At 55.8% G+C, this 17,096-nt stretch carries 14 protein-coding genes; 5 read left to right on the top strand and 9 right to left on the bottom strand.

What is annotated here, in order from left to right:
• Window positions 1-4: 4 nt before the first annotated feature.
• From DY252_RS15980 to DY252_RS15990, 3 genes are read right to left on the bottom strand one after another with little or no spacing between them, the layout of a single operon-like run.
• Complete coding sequence (locus DY252_RS15980) at window positions 5-1,276, bottom strand: Zn-dependent hydrolase (protein WP_063087951.1); 1,272 nt, start codon at window positions 1,274-1,276, stop codon at window positions 5-7.
• Window positions 1,277-1,317: 41 nt separating this feature from the next.
• On the bottom strand, window positions 1,318-2,595 hold the full coding sequence (preA, locus tag DY252_RS15985) for an NAD-dependent dihydropyrimidine dehydrogenase subunit PreA (RefSeq protein WP_008890132.1): 1,278 nt from the start codon (window positions 2,593-2,595) through the stop codon (window positions 1,318-1,320).
• A gap of 25 nt (window positions 2,596-2,620) precedes the next feature.
• Window positions 2,621-3,979, bottom strand: coding sequence for an NAD(P)-dependent oxidoreductase (locus tag DY252_RS15990; protein WP_064788374.1), 1,359 nt, complete (start codon window positions 3,977-3,979; stop codon window positions 2,621-2,623).
• 528 nt (window positions 3,980-4,507) lie between these two features.
• On the opposite strand from DY252_RS15990, the gene DY252_RS15995 reads away from it, so the two are divergent.
• Window positions 4,508-4,933, top strand: coding sequence for an acyl-CoA thioesterase (locus tag DY252_RS15995; protein ID WP_064788375.1), 426 nt, complete (start codon window positions 4,508-4,510; stop codon window positions 4,931-4,933).
• Window positions 4,934-4,946: 13 nt separating this feature from the next.
• On the opposite strand, the gene DY252_RS16000 is transcribed toward DY252_RS15995, so the two are convergent.
• The 6 genes from DY252_RS16000 to DY252_RS16025 form a co-directional block, all read right to left on the bottom strand.
• Window positions 4,947-6,014, bottom strand: a complete 1,068-nt coding sequence (locus DY252_RS16000; RefSeq protein WP_064788376.1) for an osmoprotectant NAGGN system M42 family peptidase — start codon at window positions 6,012-6,014, stop codon at window positions 4,947-4,949.
• 41 nt (window positions 6,015-6,055) lie between these two features.
• A complete protein-coding gene (locus DY252_RS16005) occupies window positions 6,056-6,925 on the bottom strand; it encodes a FadR/GntR family transcriptional regulator (RefSeq protein ID WP_064788377.1) in 870 nt (289 codons plus the stop codon).
• A gap of 52 nt (window positions 6,926-6,977) precedes the next feature.
• Window positions 6,978-7,970, bottom strand: a complete 993-nt coding sequence (locus tag DY252_RS16010; protein WP_064788378.1) for an ABC transporter ATP-binding protein — start codon at window positions 7,968-7,970, stop codon at window positions 6,978-6,980.
• Window positions 7,963-9,900 carry a dipeptide/oligopeptide/nickel ABC transporter permease/ATP-binding protein gene (locus tag DY252_RS16015; protein WP_082923419.1) on the bottom strand — a complete coding sequence of 646 codons (1,938 nt, stop codon included), beginning with the start codon at window positions 9,898-9,900 and terminating at the stop codon, window positions 7,963-7,965. Before DY252_RS16015 ends, DY252_RS16010 begins: the two co-directional genes overlap by 8 nt.
• On the bottom strand, window positions 9,897-10,844 hold the full coding sequence (locus tag DY252_RS16020) for an ABC transporter permease (RefSeq protein WP_064788379.1): 948 nt from the start codon (window positions 10,842-10,844) through the stop codon (window positions 9,897-9,899). The genes DY252_RS16015 and DY252_RS16020 overlap by 4 nt, the downstream gene beginning before the upstream one ends.
• An 84-nt stretch (window positions 10,845-10,928) precedes the next feature.
• Window positions 10,929-12,497: an ABC transporter substrate-binding protein gene (locus DY252_RS16025; RefSeq protein WP_064788380.1), complete on the bottom strand. Its 1,569-nt coding sequence runs from the start codon at window positions 12,495-12,497 to the stop codon at window positions 10,929-10,931.
• Window positions 12,498-12,738: 241 nt separating this feature from the next.
• Between DY252_RS16025 and DY252_RS16030 the strand changes: the two genes are divergently transcribed.
• The 4 genes from DY252_RS16030 to DY252_RS16045 all read left to right on the top strand — a co-directional run bounded on the left by DY252_RS16030 (window position 12,739) and on the right by DY252_RS16045 (window position 16,989).
• Window positions 12,739-13,404 carry a DUF1028 domain-containing protein gene (locus DY252_RS16030; protein ID WP_064788381.1) on the top strand — a complete coding sequence of 222 codons (666 nt, stop codon included), beginning with the start codon at window positions 12,739-12,741 and terminating at the stop codon, window positions 13,402-13,404.
• Between the two features lie 20 nt (window positions 13,405-13,424).
• The gene (locus DY252_RS16035; protein WP_064788382.1) at window positions 13,425-14,663 is read left to right on the top strand and encodes an allantoate amidohydrolase; all 1,239 of its coding nucleotides are present in this window, start codon (window positions 13,425-13,427) and stop codon (window positions 14,661-14,663) included.
• Window positions 14,664-15,002: 339 nt separating this feature from the next.
• A complete protein-coding gene (locus DY252_RS16040) occupies window positions 15,003-15,437 on the top strand; it encodes a universal stress protein (RefSeq protein WP_064788383.1) in 435 nt (144 codons plus the stop codon).
• 31 nt (window positions 15,438-15,468) lie between these two features.
• On the top strand, window positions 15,469-16,989 hold the full coding sequence (locus DY252_RS16045; protein ID WP_064788384.1) for an alanine/glycine:cation symporter family protein: 1,521 nt from the start codon (window positions 15,469-15,471) through the stop codon (window positions 16,987-16,989).
• The last annotated feature ends 107 nt before the right edge of the window (window positions 16,990-17,096 follow it).

The following is a 17,096-nucleotide window of genomic DNA, read 5'->3' on the forward strand; positions in this document are numbered from 1 at the left end:
GACCCTATTTTTGCATCACGGTTTCATCGGCCTTGGCCAGAACCGCATGCAGCAGAACCTGACCACCGGCATCCGACCAGTGTTTGTGCACTTCTTCGATCTCGTTATGCGAAATGCCGTCAACACACGGGATAAAGATCATCGCCGTCGGGCAAACTTGCGCGAGATAGCACGCATCATGCCCCGCACCCGAAACGATTTCACGCGCAGAGAACCCGCCAAGTTCGGCCCCCATGCGTACCGCATCGACACAGGATTTATCGAACGGCACCGGTGCGTAATAAAAGATCTGCTCAAGCTCGGTCTGAAGGCCGATCTCCTTGGCAATCTTTTCGACACCTTCGCGCAATGCCTTGTCCATATCGGCCAGAACCGCATCATCGGGATGGCGGAAATCGACGGTAAAGAACACCTCGCCCGGGATGACGTTGCGTGAGTTCGGATGGATTTGCATCATGCCGACCGTCGCACAGGCAAGCGGGGAGCGATCCAGACCGATCTTGTTGACCAGATCAACCACGCGCGCCGCACCAAGCAATGCATCCTTACGCGTCTTCATCGGGGTCGGGCCGGCATGGGCTTCGACACCGGTGAACTTGATTTCATACCAACGCTGGCCCTGGGCATCGGTGACAATGCCGATATCCTTGCCTTCATCTTCAAGGATCGGGCCCTGTTCGATATGGGCTTCGAAATAGGCCCCCATCGGATGGGCATCAATGGTGGCCTCGTCCGGCCCCATATAGCCGATACGCTCCAACTCCTCGCCCATGGTTTTGCCATCAACATCCGCACGGGAATGACCGTATTCAAGGTCAAACACCTTGGCAAAGACACCGGATGCCACCATGGCCGGGGCAAAGCGCGAGCCTTCCTCGTTCGTCCAGCAAACGACTTCAAGAGGCGCTTCGGTTTCGTATTTGGCTTCATTGAGCGTGCGGATCACTTCAAGCCCCGACAGCACCCCGTAAACACCGTCATACTTGCCACCTGTGGGCTGGCTATCAAGGTGGCTTCCCATCACCACGGGCGGCAGATCGGGATTGCGGCCTTCGCGGCGGGCAAAGATATTGCCCATTTTATCGATCCGGATCGAGCAACCTTCTGCCTTGCACCAGTCGATGAACAGATCACGGCTTTCACGGTCAAGATCGGTCAGCGCCAGACGGCAAACGCCGTCCTTTGCGGTTTTGCCGATCTTGGCCATTTCCATCAGGCTATCCCAAAGGCGGTCACCATCAATTGACAGGTTACGTACACTGGGTTGAGCAGTCATTCGTCAGTCCTTTTGGTTTTGGTGGCGTTTGCGCGGATGGCTTATTCAGCAGCCACGCGCATGGGATTAAGCGGATGTTCCGGCCAGGTCATCGGCGGTTTGTCGGTCTTGACCGGTTCCATGGTGATGCAATCGGGCACCGGGCAGATGTGATAACAAAGGTTACAGCCAACGCATTCCTCATCGACCACTTCGAACAGACGGCCGCCTTCGGGCTTGTCGGTCATGGTGATTGCCTGGTGCGAGGTATCTTCACACGCAATATGGCAACGACCGCACTCGATGCAGTTATCCGGGTTGATCACCGCCTTGGTGTCGAAGTTCATGTTAAGCTCGTTCCAGTCGGAAACCTGCGGAACGGCAGCACGGGTGAACTGTTCGACACTGGTATAACCCTTGTCATCCATCCACTGGCTCATACCGTCAATCAGGTCATCAACCACGCGGAAGCCATAGATCATCGCAGCCGTGCAAACCTGAACGGCGTTCGATCCAAGTGCCATGAATTCGACGGCATCTTTCCAGGTGGTGATGCCCCCGATACCGGAAATCTCAAGATCGCGGGTTTCAGGTGTGCGGGCGATTTCCGCCACCATGTTCAGCGCAATCGGCTTGACCGCAGACCCGCAATAACCGCCATGCGTGCCCTTGCCGTCAACGACTGGCTCCGGGATCATGTTGTCGATATCGACTGAGACGATGGAGTTAACGGTGTTAATCAGCGATACGGCATCCGCCCCGCCCTTAAGCGCTGCTTCGGCCGACCACAGGATGTTGGTGATATTCGGGGTCAGTTTGGTAAAGACCGGAATATCGACCGCATCCTTGACCCAACGGGTGACCTGTTCGACCATTTCCGGCACCTGACCGATGGCCGATCCCATGCCGCGTTCGCACATGCCGTGCGGGCAACCAAGGTTAAGCTCAAGCCCATGCACACCGCTTTCGGCGATCTGCTGGGCAAGGTCCTTCCAGGCGCGTTCCTCGATCGGGGCCATCATCGAACCGATGATGACGTGATCAGGATACTCTTTCCGGCATTCACGGATTTCCTGAAGGTTGGTGGCAAGCGGACGGTCGGAAATCAGCTCGATATTGTTGATCCCCAGCAGACGGCGGTTCTGGTCATGGTGCGCGCCATAGCGCGAGGACACGTTGACCACGGGCGGATCGATGCCCAGCGTCTTCCAGACAACCCCGCCCCAGCCTGCTTCAAAGGCGCGAACAACGTTGTATTTCTTGTCCGTTGGCGGCGCGGAGGCCAGCCAGAACGGGTTAAGCGAATCAATACCGGCGATTTTGCAGCTTAGATCAGCCATTTTCTCTCTCCCTTTGGCTAGCGTTTCACGCGGATTTCAGGAATGCATCAATGGCGATGGCGGCCTGTTTGCCGTCTTCGACCGACTGAACAGTCAGGTCTTCGCCACTCTTGATGCAGTCCCCACCGGCGAACACGCCCGGGGCGGTTGTCTGATAGTTTTTATCGACCACGATCTTGCCGCCGGTGATCTCCATCCCGGCAAGGTCATCGGTTTTGATTTTTTGTCCGATGGCCTTCAAAATCTGGTCTGCACGCACTTCAAAGGTTTCGCCTGTGCCGACAAGCTTGCCACTGGCATCAAGTTCGGTCTTTTCGAACTCCATGCCCATCAGCTTGCCATTGGCCTTGATCGCGACCGGCTTTGCCCAGTAACGCACAATAACGCCGTTGGTTTTGGCAAGGTCCTGCTCGAACTCGGTCGCGGACATGTTTTCCGCACCCCGGCGGTAAACAAGGGTGACTTCCTCGGCCCCAAGGCGTTTGGCCTGAACCGCGGCATCAATTGCGGTGTTGCCACCGCCAATGACGATCACGTTGTTGCCAACCGGCATATCGGATTTCGGTTCGGTCTGACGCAGTTTTTCGATGAAATTGATTGCGTCATCAACACCCGGGAAATCTTCACCCTTAAGGCCAAGATCATTGGTCGAGCCAAGACCAACACCAACAAACACGGCATCGTATTTGGCTTTGAGGTCGGCAAGGTTGATGTCCTTGCCAAGCGCCTTGTTATATTCGATTTCAATCCCGCCGATGCCCAGAAGGAATTCTACTTCGCGCTGGGCGAAATCGTTGGTCATCTTGTAGGCGGCAAGACCATATTCATTAAGCCCGCCCGGTTTCGGCTTGGCTTCGAACACGACAACGTCATGGCCCAGCATCGCCGCACGGTGCGCGCACGAAAGGCCCGCCGGACCGGCACCGACAACGGCAATGGTCTTGCCGGTTTTGGGTGCACGTTTGAACGGATGGGGCAGATCGCGCGCCATCAGATGATCAACCGCGTATCGTTGCAGGCTGCCGATCTCAACGGCGGTATCCTCGGCGACGTTACGCACGCAGGCCTCTTCACACAGCACTTCGGTCGGGCAGGCCCGCGCACAGGTGCCGCCCATGATGTTGGCTGACAAAATGGTTTTTGCCGCACCATCCGGGTTGCCGGTGCTGATTTTGCGAATGAAGGATGGAATATCGATTGATGTCGGGCATGCGGTCACGCATGGCGCGTCATAGCAATACAGGCAGCGGTTGCTTTCCGCCATCGCCTGAAGCGTGGAATAGGCCGGATGCAGATCGGAAAAGCCGTCATCTGCGTCATTGTGACCAGCACCGCCATGAACGGCACCGGATTTTGAAGCTTGCTTGGCCTGCAAGGTGGTCATTTGTTTGTCTCCCTGCCAAAAAGGCGTCCTCTCCTGACGTCATCGAGAGACAAAACAAGAATGACATTACAATCGACCGCGGGCCAAATGTGATCACAGCTTGCGCGCGATCAGAATACAGTTATGGCTTCACGTGGACGGGCGGGCCCGACCAACTCAGGGTCTCTCGTACTGACATTCTTGGCGTATCCGTCCGGCTTGAGCCGGATTGTTTCCCAGTATTTGATCTGCCGTGTGGTTATAGTTTCGGGGTTATCCCCGGTTGATACACGTGCAGATGCCTCTCTCTGACGGATACAGCATGTCCAATCCTGATCATTTGGTCAAGATTAAAAATCCGAATTCTTGGTTGGGTCGTAAAACACCTGCATCCGCGCCAAAAAACCGGGGCCTGGCGCCATCATATCCGCATCGGATTACAGGCCACTGGACATCCGGTATGTCCCTGATTTGGCAACATTTTGTGCTGGCTTTATTTAGACAAACTAAAGTAACGTCATCGAACAAACCCACTTCGGAAAGCCTTCGATGACCCTTGTAAACGATGCCACCGACACCCTTCCCGACCGTCAACCGTCGGTGCGTGCCGTTGCCATGCCGTCCGATACCAACCCGACCGGGGATATCTTTGGCGGCTGGTTAATGTCGCAAATGGACCTTGCCGCCGGAACCGCCGCTGCAAGGCGGGCCAAGGGACGAACCGCGACCGTCTTTGTCGACAGCATGTCGTTCCTGCGTCCGGTCCATGTCGGCGATGAAGTGTCGTTCTTCACCGAAATCATCCATGTCGGGCGCACATCCCTTCGCATCCATGTGCAGGCCTGGCGCCAGACGCGCTTTGAAGAAACATCCGACAAAGTAACCGAAGGTATCTTTACCTTTGTCGCGCTCGATGAGGCCGGCCGCCCCCGCCCGCTTAATCCCGACCCGGAAGATGCCTTGTCAGAGGCCTGATCAAGGATCCGGGTCAAACATCCGAGCCAAGCAATGGACTTTGCAGATACGCCACAAGCAATTCCCCGACCGCGACGAAGCTGTCGATGTGAGCACGTTCATGCCCGTGCGATGCATCCAGCCCGAAACAGATCAATGATCCGCGCGCGTCATAGCCGGCTTCAATCCCGGCGGCCACGTCGCTTCGGTAAAACTTGAACACATCGCGGGAATGCTCGATGCCGTTTGCTTCGCACAGATCAAGCAAATGGCGATTAAGCTTGCGATCAAACGGGCCGGACATGTCCTTCATCGCAATGGTCACGCCATATTCGCTGGTGTTCTGCCCCGGTGCGAAGGTGCCGTTATCAACCGCGACCAGTTCGGCAATATCATCATCAAGGATGTGCGGCGCGCCATGACCGACTTCTTCGGCAATGGTAAACAGGATTTTGCAATCGACGGGCAAGGATACCTTTCCCGTCACAAGCGCACGGACAGCCGCCAGAACAGCCGCCACACCCGCCTTGTCATCAAGATGGCGCGACACGACAAAGCCGCTGTCGGTAAATTCGGCATTGGTATCAATCGCAACCATATCCCCGACATTGATGCCAAGGGCCACCACATCATCACGATTGGCAACCCGCGCATCCAGACGCAGCTCAAGCTGTTCCCATGTAACCGGCTGGCTTTCGATTTCGGTGTTATAGGTGTGGCCTGATGCCTTGATCGTCAGGATCGTGCCGCGTGTTGTTTTGCCGTTATCGGAATAGACCGTCACGCGCGCCCCTTCGGCAAAGCGCGAAGACCAATGCCCGATCATGGCGACTTCCAGTCGGCCATTATCCTTGATCTGTTTGACCATCGCGCCGAGCGTATCAAGATGGGCTGCGACCGCACGGTCGGATCCCTTGGCCTGACCCGGAATGACAGCCCGGATCGCCCCCCGCCGGGTCAGTTCAAACGATATTCCCATATCGCGCAACTCGTCACAGACGAAGTCCACGGCGCGCTCGGTCATGCCCGTCGGGCTGTCAATCGTCAGAAGCCTTGCCAGAACCGCACTGAGATATTGTCGATCAATATGGGTTTCAGACATGATACCCGTCCTTAAATTCTTGTATAACGTCGGCTCAAAGATCAGTGCTTGGTTGCGATACCCGAAAGCGCGCGCAATTCGGCACTGGGTGACAAGTCACGCGGCAGATCGATATTGCCCGACCGGAAAAAGCGGTTTTCAACCACCGCTTCCTGTTCTTCCATCAAACGCTGGGCCGCGCACATGTGTTGATAGGTGACCGCACGCGCCGTTTCACCATCGCCCTTGCGAAGCGCTTCGATCAGGCGGAACTGATAGTTGCGCCCCGTTTCGCGCAGTTCAGTGTTGGGCTGATCATAAATCTTTTTGCAGACGGTCAAATTCATCAGCAAATCGATCATGAACCGACAGATAAATGACAACAGCGGATTGGGGCAAAGCTCCACCAGAACCAGATGGAATTCCAGTTCCTTGATGCGTTGGCGTCGCGCTTCCTCGATCGAGGTCGGATGGCTCGCATACCATGTCATGACCTCTTCAAGCCTTTCAAAATCGTCTTCTTCCAGATGACCGATACAGGCCGCGGCCATTTCCGGTTCCAGCAGTATCCGAAGCTCGTAAATGTCGCGGATCGTAAGGTCCTTGAAAAAGAAGTAATTAGCCAGAAGTTCGACCGCGCGTCCCTCGGACACGGTATCGATAAACGCCCCGCCGCCCGGTCCGGTCCGGGTTGCGATAATCCCCTGCGTTTCCATTGATTTCAGAGCTTCGCGTACGGTCCCCTTGGATGCGCCCAACAGTGTAATCAGTTCCGCTTCCTGTGGCAGACGCTCGCCCGGACGCAGCCCCGTTTGCGCGATATAGTCTTTCAGCGCGTCGGCAATGATATCGGAACGCTTCCGCTCGCGCTTGCGTGGGCGTGTGGTCAGTTCCAAGTCCTGTTTCGGCCCCTTGATCGGGTTCTTTGTCATTTGTTTTTCCCTGTCGCGCCCAAACGCATTCCGGCCTCTATTCTATCCTTTTTCAGGACCTTGTCACCGGATTGAGCGGATGCAGACATGCCGCATCGTGGTTATCCAACCCGTATTGTGCATCCGGGACGGTGGCAACACAATCATCCTGGGCCCGCGGGCAGCGTGGCGCAAAGGCACAACCGGGCGGCGGGGCCAGCGGATCGGGCAATTCGGCACTGGCATCTTCGACCGTAAGGCCGCGTTTACCCGGTACTGGCGCGCTATCAAGCAACAACCGGGTATAGGGATGCTGCGGCTTTTCAAACAATGCCCGTCCCGGCGCCTGTTCAACCACCCGGCCGAAATACATCACGGCCACCCGGTCACTGACCGCTTCGACCACGGAAAGATCGTGACTGATAAACACATAGGTCAGGCCAAATTGCGCCTTGAGTTCCGCCAGAAGGTTCAAAACCTGCGCCTGCACAGACACATCAAGGGCCGAGACCGGTTCATCAAGCACAATGATTTCCGGTTCTGCCGCAAGGGCGCGCGCAATGCCGATGCGCTGGGCCTGCCCGCCGGAAAACTCATGCGGGTAACGATCAAGAAATTCCGGACGCAGATTGACCGCATCCATCAATTCCTTCATCCGCTTATCGAGCGCATCGCCCGACAGACCACGCAAATGACGCAAGGGAGCCGCCAGCGTTTCACGGACCAGCTTGCGCGGATTAAGCGAGCTGATCGGATCCTGAAAGACATACTGGATGCGCTTGGACAAGGCGTGGCGATCCTGGGCGATCAGATCATTCATATCCGATCCGGTCAGGGTAATATTGCCCTCTGTCGGGCGATCCAGCCCGACCAGCATGCGGGCCAGTGTTGACTTGCCACAACCTGATTCCCCGACAATGCCCAATGTTTCACCCTTGCGCACCGCCACATCAATGCCGCGCACGGCATAGACCATGGGTTTCGGCCCGCCCAAAATCGTGCGGCCGCCGCCAAAGGTGCGGACAAGGTCGCTGGTTTGCAAAACGACGTCAGACGTCTCAGACATTTGCCGCCTCCATCGGTTTGATACAACGCACACCATGGCCGTTGCCCAAATCATCAAAGCTGATCTCACCAACCCGGCATTTATCCTCTGCCCGTTCGCATCGATCAGCAAAGGCACAACCGGCTGGCAGGTTGTTAACGGCCGGTGGCAATCCCGGAATGGCCGCAGTGCGACGGTCCGGCTCACCCAGACGCGGCACGCAGTCAATCAGACGCTTGGTATAGGGATGCGCCGGATGGCCAAGAACCTGTTCGGTCGTGCCCATTTCAACAATGCGCCCGGCATACATCACCGCCACCCGATCACAGATTTCCGACACCACGCCAAAATCATGGGTGATGAACAGGACCGACGTCCCGTGATCGGTGCGCAGATTGTTCATCAATTTCAAAATCTGCGCCTGCACGGTGACATCAAGGGCCGTGGTCGGCTCATCGGCGATGATAAGTTGCGGTTCATTGGCAAGGGCCATGGCAATGCCGACACGCTGGCGCATACCGCCCGACAGTTGATGGGGATAGTTTTCCGCGCGGCGTTCCGGGTTGGGAATACGCACCATGCCCAGCAGCTTGACCGCCTTGGCCCAGGCCTCCTTGTAGCTCATGGCGTTATGGGCCCGGATCGCCTCGACCAGTTGATCGCCAATGGAAAACAGCGGATGTAACGTGGAAAGCGGATCCTGGAACACATAGGCCGCCTTGCCACCGCGAATATTGCGGACCTGACGTTCGGACATGTCAAACACGTCCTTGCCATCAAACATCACCCGACCCCCGGCAATCGTACCGGGTGGCGAAGCCACAAGCCCCAAAAGCGAAAGTGCTGTTACGGATTTGCCTGACCCGGATTCCCCGACCAGACCAACACATTCATTCTTGCCGACCGAGAAACTGACACCGCCCACGGCCTTGTAGATATCATCACCCAGAACAAATTCCGTGCGCAGTTCATCAACGGCCAGAACAGTGTCATCAGCAACCGCACTTCCCGAACCCTGATCGCTGCGATCAATTTTGGTCAGTGGTGCCGGACGCGCCAGTGCGCCGGATTTCAGACGCGGGTCAAGCACATCGCGGATGCCATCACCCAGCAAATTGATGCTCATCACCAGAATGAAGATCATCGCCCCGGGAATGGCCGAAAGATGCTGTGCGGTTGTGATCAGTTTGCGCCCCTCGCCCAGCATGGAACCAAGGTCGGCCTGCGGCGGCTGTGCACCAAGGCCCAAGAAGCTAAGACCCGCGGTTTCAAGGATCATCCAGCCGACCGTGGTTGAAATCGTAATCACGATCACCGGCATCACATTGGGCAGGATTTCGGTCACAAGAATGCGGATATGCCCCTTGCCCGAAAGTTTGGCGGCATCAACGAATTCCCGGTGTGCGATCCCGACCGTGACACCGCGAATATTACGCGCAAAGAACGGGATATTGACGACTGCAATGGCATACAGCGCATTCATCAGTCCCGGACCAAGGGCGGCAACAATCGCAAGTGCCAGCAGGATATAGGGAAACGCCATCAACATATCGATGCCACGCATCATGATGTTATCGGTTCGCCCACCGAAATAGCCCGACACGATCCCGATGGTCGACCCGAACAGGGCCGCCACCAGCGATGCCGAAATGCCGACCGCAAGACTGACCCGCGTGCCCCATAACAAACGCGACAACAAGTCACGTCCGAGATGGTCCGTCCCCAGGAAATGCCCGTCAGACAGTGGCGGCAACAATCGCTGCGCCGGGTTGGTCACGTCAGGATCAGGCAGCGGCAAGATCGGCGTAATAAGTACAATCGCCACCACAAGCGCAAGGATCGCAGCCCCCATCAGGGCAAGCTGATTGCGCGCCAGTAGCTTGAAGGCCGATGGCCGCGCCGAACGCTTTTTGGTTTTGATTTCAGGTGCTGTTGCTGTGTTGCTGGTCATGCCTTCACCCTCGGATCAAGCAGATGCTGGATGACATCGGCAAACAGATTGAAAAGCACATAGCTGCCGGCAACCAGAACCACGCCGCCCTGAACCAGCAGGATGTCGCGTGTCGAAATCGCATTGACCAGCATGCGGCCGATGCCGGGCCACTGGAACACGGTTTCGATATAAACCGCCCCGCCCAGAACAAAGCCCGCCTGCACCCCGATCACCGGAATGACATTGACCAAGGCTGCCTTGAAGGCATGGCGATAAATCACCCGGTTTTCATCAAGCCCCTTGGCGCGTGCTGTGCGAATGAAATCCTGACGCAGAACTTCCAGCATGTTGGATCGCGTCAGTCGGGCAATAATCCCGGTCGCGACCACAGCAAGTGTGATGGATGGTAAAATCAGATGGCGGATCAAGTCGGGCAAATCGCCGCCACCGTAAATGGCGTACATGCCGCTGACCGGAAGCCACCGCAATTCAACAGCGAAAAACATCATCAACAAAAGCCCCAGCCAGAAACTGGGTACGGAAATGCCGATCAGAACAGCAAAGGTCAGCGCCTTGTCCGCCCAGCCGTACTGACGCACGGCAGAAATCACACCGGTCAGAAGGCCAAAAATCGTACAGAGGACAAGCGACGTACCCGCAAGGATCAGGGTCGCACCAAACCGTTCAAGGATTTCATCCAAAACCGGCCGGTTCAGGCTATAGGACCGCCCGAAATCGCCCTGAAGCATGTTGGTCAGCCAGATCCAGTATTGTTCGACCATGGTTTTGTCCAAACCAAGATCTGCGCGTAATTTCGCAACATTTTCCGGCGTGGCATAGGATCCAAGGATCGCCAATGCCGGATCACCGGGGATCATCGACATAATCAGAAAAACGATCACTGTCAGGCCCAGCAACACCGGCACCATCAGGATCAATCGACGTAAAATATAGACGTGCATGGCAGGCTCGTCTGGCTATGTGCGGGAAAAGTCGAAAACAATAATGCCGGGGCAAGGCATTCTCACCCCGGCATCAAAATCAGATCAGTTCTTTACGACGTCATCAAGCAGCAGGAAGAAGGACGGCTGCAATTTGAAGCCATCAACCAGCGTGCTTGAAACCGCGTTCTGTTTCCAGTTCGCGATAAAGGCCCACGGTGCGTCGTCATAGACGATTTCCTGCATCTCGCGATACAGCTTGGCACGTTCGGCCTGATCGGTCGACGACCGGGCTGCTTCAAGAAGCTTGTCCACTTCCGGGTTGGAATAGTAACCGGAATTGAAGCCACCCTTGTCTGGCCATGCATCGGTACGCAGCGCCAGATATGGCAGGGTGTCCGGATCGTTGGTCATCCAGGCCATTTCCGCCATGTCCGCCTTGCCTTCAAGACCCGGGTTCACCTTGCCAAGGAAGGTGTTCCACTCATAGGTTTCGATGGCAACGGTCAGGCCGATCTGGGCCAGGTCTGCCTGAATGGCAGCGCCCATCGGTACCGGATCAAGCATGCCCGAACCGCCTTCGGTGACATAGAAGACCACCTCGGCACCTTCGGCACCGGCTTCCTTGATCAGCTGTTTTGCCTTTTCCACGTCATGCGGATAGGGCTGCAGTTGCTCGTTATAGGCCCATGCAAATGCGGGCGGGGTTGGGCCGGTTGCGATTTCGGCGGTCCCCTGAAGCACGTTTTCAACAAGTGCTTTTTTGTCGATTGCATAGTTGATTGCCTGACGGACTTTCTTGTCCTTGAACGGACCTTCCTTCAGGTTCAGAATCAGGAACCAAAGGTGCGGGCCTGCCTGTTCATAGACGCTGAAGTTATCATCACCCGAAAGCTGGGTCAGGCTGTCTGGCGGCACTTCGACCATCAGATCAATGCCCCCGGCCATCAGTTCGGCAACACGGGTGTTGGCATCCGTAATCGGACGGAACACAACCGCTTCAAGCTTGGCCGGGTCTTCCCAGTAATCATCGTTACGCACGACAACCACTTTGGCGTTGCTTTCCCATTCGGCAAACTTGAACGGGCCGGTGCCAACCGGGTTACGACCATAATCCGCACCGCCTTCACGAACTGCTGTCGGTGAAACGATCAGGCCGGTCGGATAGGCAAGATTGGACAGGAACGGCGCATAGGGCGCGTTCAGTTGGAATTTGACCGTCAGATCATCAACAACCTCGACCTCTTCCACCGCACTAAAGAAGAAGGAAAGCGGGAAAGGACCGGTGTCATGTTCGGGATGATCTTCATCAAGCATGCGGTCGAAATTGTATTTCACCGCCTCGGCATTGAACGGCGTGCCGTCATGGAAGGTTACACCGTCGCGCAAGGAAAAGGTGTAAACCGTTCCGTCATCAGAGATCGTCCAGCTTTTGGCAAGGGCGGGCTCCACTTCGAGTGTGCCATCCTTGTAACGTACCAGACCATCATAGACATTCATCAGAATGCGGAAATCATTCACGGCGGTCACGGCCGCCGGATCAAGTGATTTGGGTTCTGCAATCTGACCGACCACCAGAACACCCGGTGGCGTCTGGGCTTCGGCTGGGCCGAAACCGATTGCGGAAACCGCAAGGGCTGCTGCTGCAAGCACCCCCTTAAACAGGCTTTTCATTCAAGCCTCCCATGTTGAAACCTTCCTGTTACCCCCGGTTCATACCGAACCGACCGACAACGCACCGTTTGTGAGGTGTTCTTATTCGATTGGACGTTTCCCGAGTTCCGAACCCGTTGTCGATGCATTCGGATGTCACGGTTGCAAAACATATTTATAATGATAAATTCGAATTGAGCAAATATTTATCATGATAAATGCAAGACAGCATCCCTACCAAGCTGTCCATCAGGCGGGAAACATGACCTACACAATCGTTGCCAGAGACCCGAAAACCAACGCGATCGGCATCGCGAGTGCGACGGGAAATCTGGCCGTGGGCGGCTTTGTGCCGCACGTCAAACCGGGTGTGGGTGCCATCGCCACACAAGGATTCTCGACAAATTTCTGGTACGGGGTCAACGGGCTGGCGATGCTTGAACAGGGCGAGGCTGCCGAGTCGGTAAGCGAAAAACTGACCGGTGAAGACAATGGCCGCGACTGGCGACAACTGATCGTTCTTGATCAAAACGGTGAAACTGCGGTCTGGACCGGGGAAAAGAACCGCTCTGAAACCGCACGGATTAGCGCCCGCAATCTGGCGATTGCCGGTAATATGCTGGCCCATCGCAATGTGCCTGATGCGATGCGCGAAGGCTTTGAAATGATGCGCGATGGCAATGAGCCGTTCGAAAAATGCATCCTCGAAGCACTTGTCGCGGGCTTTGATGCGGGCGGCGATGTGCGCGGGACAACATCGGCCGTCATCAAGGTCATCACACCAGACAGGCTCCCGCTTGATCTGCGGGTTGATGACCATACCGATCCCCTGCATGAATTGATGCGCCTTTACGCCAAAACCCAGGACCCGGAATATCGCCGGTTCTTTGATCGCCTGCCGACACCTGACAAACCCCATCAATACTAGGAAACAGGGCCCGAACCGCCATGCTTGGCCAACTGATCTATGACCGCCTTGAAGACGCCGCCACTCACAGCCTGCCCGGCCCGGGTGTTACCCGCCTGTTTTTGAGTGATGAACACCGCGCGGTCACCCCGCTGATCCGCGACTGGATGACCAAGGCCGGACTCACAAGTGAAATTGATGCGGCTGGCAATATTGTCGGACGCGACCAAAAGGCACTGGATGGTGCGCCTACCCTGATCATGGGATCCCATCAGGACACTGTTGTTTCAGGCGGGAAATATGACGGAATGCTGGGCGTTGCCCTGTCAATTGCGGTGATCGAACAACTCAATAAATCAGGGATCGACTTGCCCTTCGGCATCGAAATCGTTGCCTTTGGCGATGAAGAAGGTACGCGCTTTCAATCAACACTCGTCGGTTCTCGGGCGCTGGCGGGCAAACATGACCCGAAATCGCTGGAGGCCACCGATGATAAAGGCATATCTGTTGCAGATGCCTTGCGCGCATTTGGTTGTAGGCCCGAAGATATCGCAGGCCTCAAACGTGACAAGGCCAATGTACTGGGCTTTATCGAAACCCATATTGAACAGGGTCCGGTTCTTGAAAAGCGTGATCTGCCCGTTGGCGTTGTTACCGCACTGACCGGCATTGAACGCCACCGCATCCGTATTCAGGGCAAGGCCAGCCATGCGGGAACAACCCCGATGAATGACCGACACGATGCGTTGGTGGCCGCCGCCGATGTCATCCATCAGGTTGAGGGCATCTGTTCGATGACCGATGGCATGGTTGGTGTCGTTGGCAAGATCGAAGTCAGTCCGAATGCCGTCAATGTCATTCCCGATCATGTCGATCTGACCATCGAACTGCGCGCACCCGAGCGGATTGTTCGGGTCAATGGTCGCGGTCAGATCCTTTCAGCACTGCCCAATATCGCGACCAATCGCCGTGTGGAAATATCGGCCGACCTGACCTATGAGGCCGAAGGCGTGCCGTGCGCCAACTGGATCATGGATGGGCTGGGTCAGGCAATTGGTGAACAGGGCATAGAACCCTTTCGGCTGTTTAGCGGCGCAGGCCATGACGGGCTTGCCATGCATGATCTGTGTGACATCGGCATGTTATTTGTGCGGTGTCGCGACGGGCTAAGCCACCATCCCGACGAAGCCGTCACGCCAGAGGATATCGATGTTGCCGCCCGTGTATTGATCGACTTCCTGCAAATGGTCGGTCCCATAAAGGGAATTTCTGGCACATAAACGGCCTGACCGGGCCGGTCGTACGCACTTTTTTTAAGCGTTCTTGCAAAACATTCCCACGCGCGCCGAAAAATTCGGCGCGTTTTATTTTGTTTGGCCGTCAAATAGCACGCCAAAACAGAACATCTTATTTTTATATCTCAACTTTTTGGCGAATTCATTTCAGTTTTATGTATCATTCCCCCATGTCGTTTCACTTGGCGCTGGAAATGAAATTCGGGGGAACCGTCGTGTGCTGGTGTCAGGGACAAAGACGGCATGGTACAGGCCGACACCTGTATTGCGAGAGGAAGTGGGAGAGTCTTATCCGACATTTCAGTCTCTGATCAGGAGAAGCACATGACCGATCAGCCAATTCTTGTGGGCTATGACGGAACAGATGCCGCACAGCGCGCCGTGGAATTCGCGGGCAAACGCGCAACAGCCGAAGGCTGTGCCATTCATCTGGTTTACGTTCTTGAATGGTCCCCCTACAGCTTCCTGTCGACACAGGAACTCGAAGAACGCCATCAACGGCGAACAGAAGAACTGTCGCGGGCGGAGGAAACTCTCAAGCCCGCGTTGGACGCGCTTAACAAACTTAAAATACCGGTAACTTCGGAAGTCCGTTACGGCCATTCCGGCGAATTGATCTGCAAGATCGCCGAAGACAAAGGCGCCTGTCAGATCATCGTCGGCAGGAAGGGTGGATCGACTTTGGGGGCACGGCTGCTGGGCAGTTTGCCGCTGACCCTGGTTCAGGCATCGCCTGTTCCGGTCACTGTCGTTCCGTAAGGCAATCACGAAGTTAAACCGGAGAACCATCATGTTCTGGAAAAAGACAGCAGCGGCCAGCGCCGTTGCAATGATGTCGGCCACCCTGCCGCAAATCGCACTTGCGCAGGAAGTCGGCCTTGATGAAAGAATTAATCAGGCAATCTCACCGATTTCAAATGTGATTGCCGGCACCATGTTCTATTCCGTGCCGATTGCCGGCACGGAATTTCCCCTTATTGTCGGCTGGCTTGTTGTTGCCGCCACCATTTTCACGCTTTATTTCGGCTTTGTTCAGTTCCGTCGATTTGGCCATGCCATAGCACTGGTCAAGGGCGACTATTCCCACCCCGAAGATGCCGGTGAAGTTTCGCACTTCCAGGCCCTTGCCACCGCCCTTTCGGGCACGGTCGGGCTTGGCAATATTGCCGGTGTCGCCGTTGCCGTTTCCATCGGCGGGCCGGGGGCAACATTCTGGATGATCCTGGCCGGACTTTTGGGCATGGCATCGAAATTCACCGAATGTACGCTGGGCGTTAAATACCGTAACGAATATGAAGACGGCCGCGTTTCTGGTGGCCCGATGTATTACCTGTCCAAGGGCATGGCTGAAAAAGGCAAACCCGGATTGGGCAAGGTCTTGGCTATCGTCTTTTCGATCTGCTGTATTGGTGGCGCTGTTGGCGGCGGCAATATGTTTCAGGCCAATCAGGCCTTCCAGCAGGTGGTCAATGTCACCGGCGGTGAAAACAGCTTTTTGGCCGGATCGGGCTGGCTGTTTGGCTTGATCATGGCAATCATTGTTGGCGTTGTGATCATTGGCGGCATCAAATCCATCGCCAAGGTGACCGAAAAGATCGTCCCGCTTATGGCGGTGATTTACGTCACCGCCGGCATGATCATTATCTTGTCCAACATCACCATGGTTGGTGATGCCTTTGCCCAGATCTTTGTCGGTGCCTTTACCGGTGCCGGTGTTGCCGGTGGTGTGATCGGTGCGCTGATCCAGGGCTTCAAACGTGCAGCGTTTTCGAACGAGGCGGGTATTGGCTCAGCCGCCATCGCCCACGCAGCCGTCCGCACCAAGGAACCGGTCACAGAGGGCTATGTTGCCCTTCTTGAACCGTTCATTGATACGGTGGTGATCTGCACCATGACAGCCCTTGTGATCACGATTAGTGGCGAGTTGAATTCCGGCCTGACCGGGGTTGAGCTGACCTCGGCCGCGTTTGCATCGGCCTTTACGTGGTTCCCGCTGATCCTTGCACTGGCTGTTGTGCTGTTTGCCTTTTCGACCATGCTGTCATGGTCCTATTACGGGCTGAAAAGCTGGACCTATCTGGTCGGTGAAGGCAAAGGCAAGGAGATCATTTTCAAGCTGTTCTTCTGCCTGTGCGTGATCGTCGGCGCATCCATGAGCCTCGGTCCCGTGATTGATTTCTCGGACTCCATGATCTTTGCCATGGCAATCCCCAACATTATCGGCCTTTATTTCCTGATGCCGGTGGTGCGCGGGGAGATCAAGCAATACTGGGCCAAAATCGAAAGCGGCGAGATCAAAAAGGTCAAGTAAGCCAAAACTTTGAAACGATTCCAAACACCCCTGCCCCTTGGCGGGGGTGTTTTGGTTGGCGCCCTGCAAGTCCGGCATGGCAGCTCATCACGGCCATAGCTATGCAA

This window comes from Thalassospira indica (assembly GCF_003403095.1).
In the GTDB taxonomy this organism is placed as follows: Bacteria; Pseudomonadota; Alphaproteobacteria; order Rhodospirillales; family Thalassospiraceae; genus Thalassospira; species Thalassospira indica.